The sequence below is a fragment of the Pseudomonas sp. P5_B2 genome (genome assembly GCF_056400445.1).
The window spans coordinates 1-4321 of the sequence record NZ_JBFULH010000350.1 but is presented as its reverse complement, the minus strand read 5'-3'; the positions used below and the strand labels follow the sequence as shown (position 1 = coordinate 4321).

5 protein-coding genes are annotated in these 4321 nt (G+C 59.4%); all 5 read left to right on the top strand.

Translation table 11 applies throughout. The annotated features are described in order from the left end of the window. The coding region (locus tag AC1DRJ_RS20130) for an ABC transporter ATP-binding protein (RefSeq protein WP_477803691.1) at positions 1-652 on the top strand (652 nt) is incomplete at its 5' end. Beyond that, positions 642-845 (top strand): DUF1330 domain-containing protein, encoded by a 204-nt coding sequence (locus AC1DRJ_RS20125; protein ID WP_477803692.1) that lies wholly within the window; start codon positions 642-644, stop codon positions 843-845. The genes AC1DRJ_RS20130 and AC1DRJ_RS20125, both read left to right, overlap by 11 nt. 30 nt (positions 846-875) lie before the next feature. Further along, positions 876-1715, top strand: a complete 840-nt coding sequence (gene yghU, locus AC1DRJ_RS20120) for a glutathione-dependent disulfide-bond oxidoreductase (RefSeq protein ID WP_477803690.1) — start codon at positions 876-878, stop codon at positions 1713-1715. Positions 1716-2069: 354 nt separating this feature from the next. Then, entirely contained in the window at positions 2070-3323 is a 1254-nt protein-coding gene (gene mexE, locus AC1DRJ_RS20115; RefSeq protein WP_477803689.1) for a multidrug efflux RND transporter periplasmic adaptor subunit MexE, read from the top strand. A 15-nt stretch (positions 3324-3338) separates the two neighbouring features. Further along, positions 3339-4321: efflux RND transporter permease subunit (locus AC1DRJ_RS20110; RefSeq protein ID WP_477803688.1), on the top strand; the 983-nt coding region annotated here is incomplete at its 3' end.

Below are 4321 nucleotides of genomic sequence, written 5' to 3'. Positions count from 1 at the left end.
CATCAACTTGCTGCTGCGCTTCTATGACGTCGACAGCGGGCAGATTCRCATTGACGGGCAAGACATTGCGCACGTGACGCAAGACAGCCTGCGCAGTGCGATCGGCATGGTCACCCAGGATACTTCCCTGCTGCACCGTTCCATTCGCGACAACATCGCMTACGGCCGACCCGATGCAAGCGACGCACAAATCCGCAATGCCGTAGCCAATGCCCAGGCCGATGGGTTCATCAGCCAACTGAGCGACCGGCAAGGGCACACCGGATACGACACCTTGGTGGGCGAGCGCGGCATCAAGCTTTCGGGCGGCCAGCGCCAGCGCGTMGCGATTGCCCGAGTGATGCTCAAGAACGCCCCGATCCTGCTACTTGACGAGGCTACCAGCGCGCTGGATTCGGAAGTCGAAGTGGCGATTCAGGAAAGCCTCGATGAAATGATGCAGGGAAAAACCGTCATCGCCATCGCCCATCGGCTGTCCACAATTGCGGCAATGGATCGACTTATCGTCATGGACGATGGACGCATCATCGAACAGGGTACCCACACCGAATTGCTCGCTCAGAACGGCATCTATGCGCGGCTGTGGCACCATCAGAGTGGCGGGTTCCTGGGTGAGGATCAGGGGGTGACCGAGGCTATGGATCAGGAATGAGCGTGAACGGCCAGCGTGGTATGACAGCCCCGCCTATGAGGAGGCGCGACGRCATCGCATCCAGGGCGCGAAGTTCCGGATGCTGCTGGTGGAAAGCAGCGACGTGACTCCGGCCTGGCCGTTGGCCAAGGTTGATGACATCCAGGCTGCCTTCTGCCATGGTCAAAAAATTGGCCATCCGCGGTCTATGTGATCACAGCAAGCAAACGACAGGGTTCGTCTCATGAGTAAAGCGTCCTATGTTCCTCCGAAGGTCTGGAAAAACAGCGCCCCGTCCGGCGGCCAATTCGCCAGCATCAACCGGCCGATAGCCGGACCGACCCATGACAAGGCACTGCCGGTCGGTAAGCATCCATTACAGCTGTATTCCCTGGCCACGCCCAATGGCGTCAAGGTAACCATCCTGCTTGAGGAGTTGTTGGCCCTCGGACACACCGATGCGGAATACGACGCCTGGCTGATCCGCATCAACGAGGGAGATCAATTTTCCAGCGGTTTTGTCGAGATCAACCCGAACTCAAAGATCCCCGCCTTGTTGGACCGCAGCACAGAGCCGGCCATCCGCGTGTTCGAATCCGGATCGATCCTGCTTTACCTGGCGGAAAAATTCGGCGCCTTTCTGCCCAGCGATCCGGCAGGTCGCACGGAAACCTTGAATTGGCTTTTCTGGCAGATGGGGGCTGCGCCCTACCTGGGCGGCGGCTTCGGGCACTTTTACGCCTACGCGCCGGAGAAATTCGAATACCCGATCAACCGCTTCACGATGGAGGCCAAACGTCAGTTGGATGTTCTCGATCGCCGTCTCAGCGAATGCCAATACCTGGCCGGTGACCACTACACCATCGCCGATATCGCGGTCTGGCCCTGGTACGGCCAACTGGTGCGGGACAAGGTGTACTCCGCTGCCGAGTTTCTTTCTGCGCACGAATATATCCACGTACAACGCTGGGCGGAGGCGATCGCCAACCGGCCAGCAGTCATCCGTGGACAGTGCGTCAACCGAACGTGGGGCGATGAGGCGAGCCAGCTGCCTGAACGACATAGGGCTAGCGATTTGGGTTGAGCGCCCGATTCTCGATTGCAGGATCCGGATAGCCTGGCCTGATCCTGGTTTTGTGTTGGGGCTTGCGGCCCTATCGCGAGCAGGCTCACTCCCACAATGGAATGCATTCCCCTTGTGGGAGCGTGGCTTGCCCGCGATGGCCACGACTCGGTTTCAAGCCTATCCTTTGCACTCCCAGCAACACTGAATTGTCATCAATCCAATTGCTCACTGACTAGCCAAAGGTGCATGCTAGAGAGCTTGCCCCACCCTCATATCATTCCGAATGATAGTTACCTTCGCTTCATTCGATTCGTGACATACACCCTCGCCGCTCATCATCCGTCCATTCTCAATACATTGGCGGATGCATCCATGGAACAATCACTTAAACATTTGCGCTTCCCGTTGGCCCTGTTGGCCGTCCTGGTGATGAGCGCCTGCGGCAAGGCTCCGGAGTCTGCCGCGACGATGCCTGCGGCCAAAGTCAGCGTCGCCAAGGTGCTGGAACAACCGGTCAACGAGTGGGACGAATTCACCGGGCGCCTGGAAGCCCCGGAAACGGTAGAAATTCGTCCACGGGTCTCCGGGCAGATTGATGAAGTGGCGTTCACTGAAGGCGCACTGGTCAAGAAAGGCGATTTGCTCTTTCAGATCGACCCGCGTCCATTCCAGGCCGAGGTCCGCCGCCTCGAAGCCCTGGTTGCCCAGTCCCGCGCCAACGCAACCCGCAGTGAAAACGAAGCCCAGCGCGGTGAACGCCTGCGCACCAGCAACGCGATTTCCGCCGAACTGGCGGATTCGCGCACCAGTGCCGCTCAAGAAGCCCGCGCCGCCGTCGGTGCCCTTCAGGCGCAGCTGGACCTGGCCAAATTGAACCTGAGCTTCACCCGCGTCACCGCGCCAATCAGTGGTCGCGTCAGCCGGGCCGAAATCACCGCCGGCAACCTGGTGACCGCTGATACCACACCACTGACCAGCGTTGTGTCCACCGAGAAGGTCTACGCCTACTTCGACGCTGACGAACGCGTATTCCTCAAGTACACCCAACTCGCCCGCCAAGGCAAACGCGGTGCCACCACCCCGGTTTACATGGGCCTGTCCAACGAAGACGGCCACCCACACCAGGGCGTGATGAACTTCATCGACAACCAGGTCAACCCGAAAACCGGCACCATTCGCGGTCGCGCTGTGTTCGACAATACCGACGGCAGCTACACCCCAGGCCTTTATGCGCGTCTGAAACTGGTGGGTAGCGGCACTTATTCCGCGGTGCTGATCAATGACGAAGCGGTCGGCACCGATCTGGGCAAAAAATTCGTGCTGGTCATGGATGCCGACAACAACACGGCCTACCGCGCCGTCGAACTGGGGCCGAAGATCGAAGGTTTGCGCATTGTGCGTAATGGCCTCAACAAGGATGACACCGTCATCGTCAAGGGCCTGCAACGGGTTCGCCCTGGCTCGCCGGTCACCCCTGAAGTGATCCCGATGGCCAGCGAACAGACCCTCGCCGCTCTGGCTCAACAACGACAAGCGCTCGAAGCCAGCAACCTGCCCCAAGTCGCACCTGCCAAGGTCGCGCCGGGTTCGGTTGTGAAACTGGCTGCTGCGACTCCACGCGGTTAAGGGATAACGACTCCGATGAATTTTTCCCAATTCTTCATTTCACGGCCGATCTTTGCAGCGGTGCTGTCGTTGCTGATCCTGATCGCCGGCGCCATCTCGCTGTTCCAATTGCCGATCAGTGAATACCCGGAAGTTGTGCCGCCGACCGTAGTGGTCCGTGCCAACTTCCCGGGTGCCAACCCTAAAGTCATTGGTGAAACCGTGGCCGCTCCGTTGGAGCAAGCCATCACCGGCGTCGAGAACATGCTGTACATGTCCTCACAGTCCACCGCTGACGGCAAGATCACCCTGACCATCACCTTCGCGCTGGGCACCGACTTGGACAACGCGCAGGTGCAGGTGCAGAACCGCGTGACCCGCACCGAGCCCAAGCTTCCAGAAGAAGTGACGCGCATCGGGATCACCGTCGACAAGGCTTCGCCCGACCTGACCATGGTTGTGCACTTGACCTCGCCGGACAAACGCTACGACATGCTCTACCTGTCCAACTACGCCCTGCTCAACATCAAGGATGAGCTGGCACGCCTGGGCGGTGTCGGTGACGTGCAACTGTTCGGCATGGGCGATTACTCGCTGCGGGTCTGGCTTGATCCGAACAAGACGGCTTCACGCAACCTGACTGCCACCGATGTGGTAAGCGCGATTCGTGAACAAAACCGTCAAGTGGCTGCCGGTGCACTGGGCGCGCCGCCTGCGCCAAATGCCACTGCCTTCCAGCTGTCGGTCAACACCCAGGGTCGCCTGGTTTCTGAAGAAGAGTTCGAGAACATCATCATTCGCTCCGGCGATAACGGTGAAATCACTCGCCTCAAAGATATTGCCCGCGTCGAACTGGGATCCAGCCAATACGCCCTGYGCTCGTTGCTGAACAACCAACCGGCGGTGGCGATCCCGATCTTCCAGCGTCCGGGCTCCAACGCCATCGAGATCTCCAACGAAGTGCGCGACAAGATGGCCGAGCTGAAGAAGAACTTCCCGGAAGGCATGGACTTCAGCAT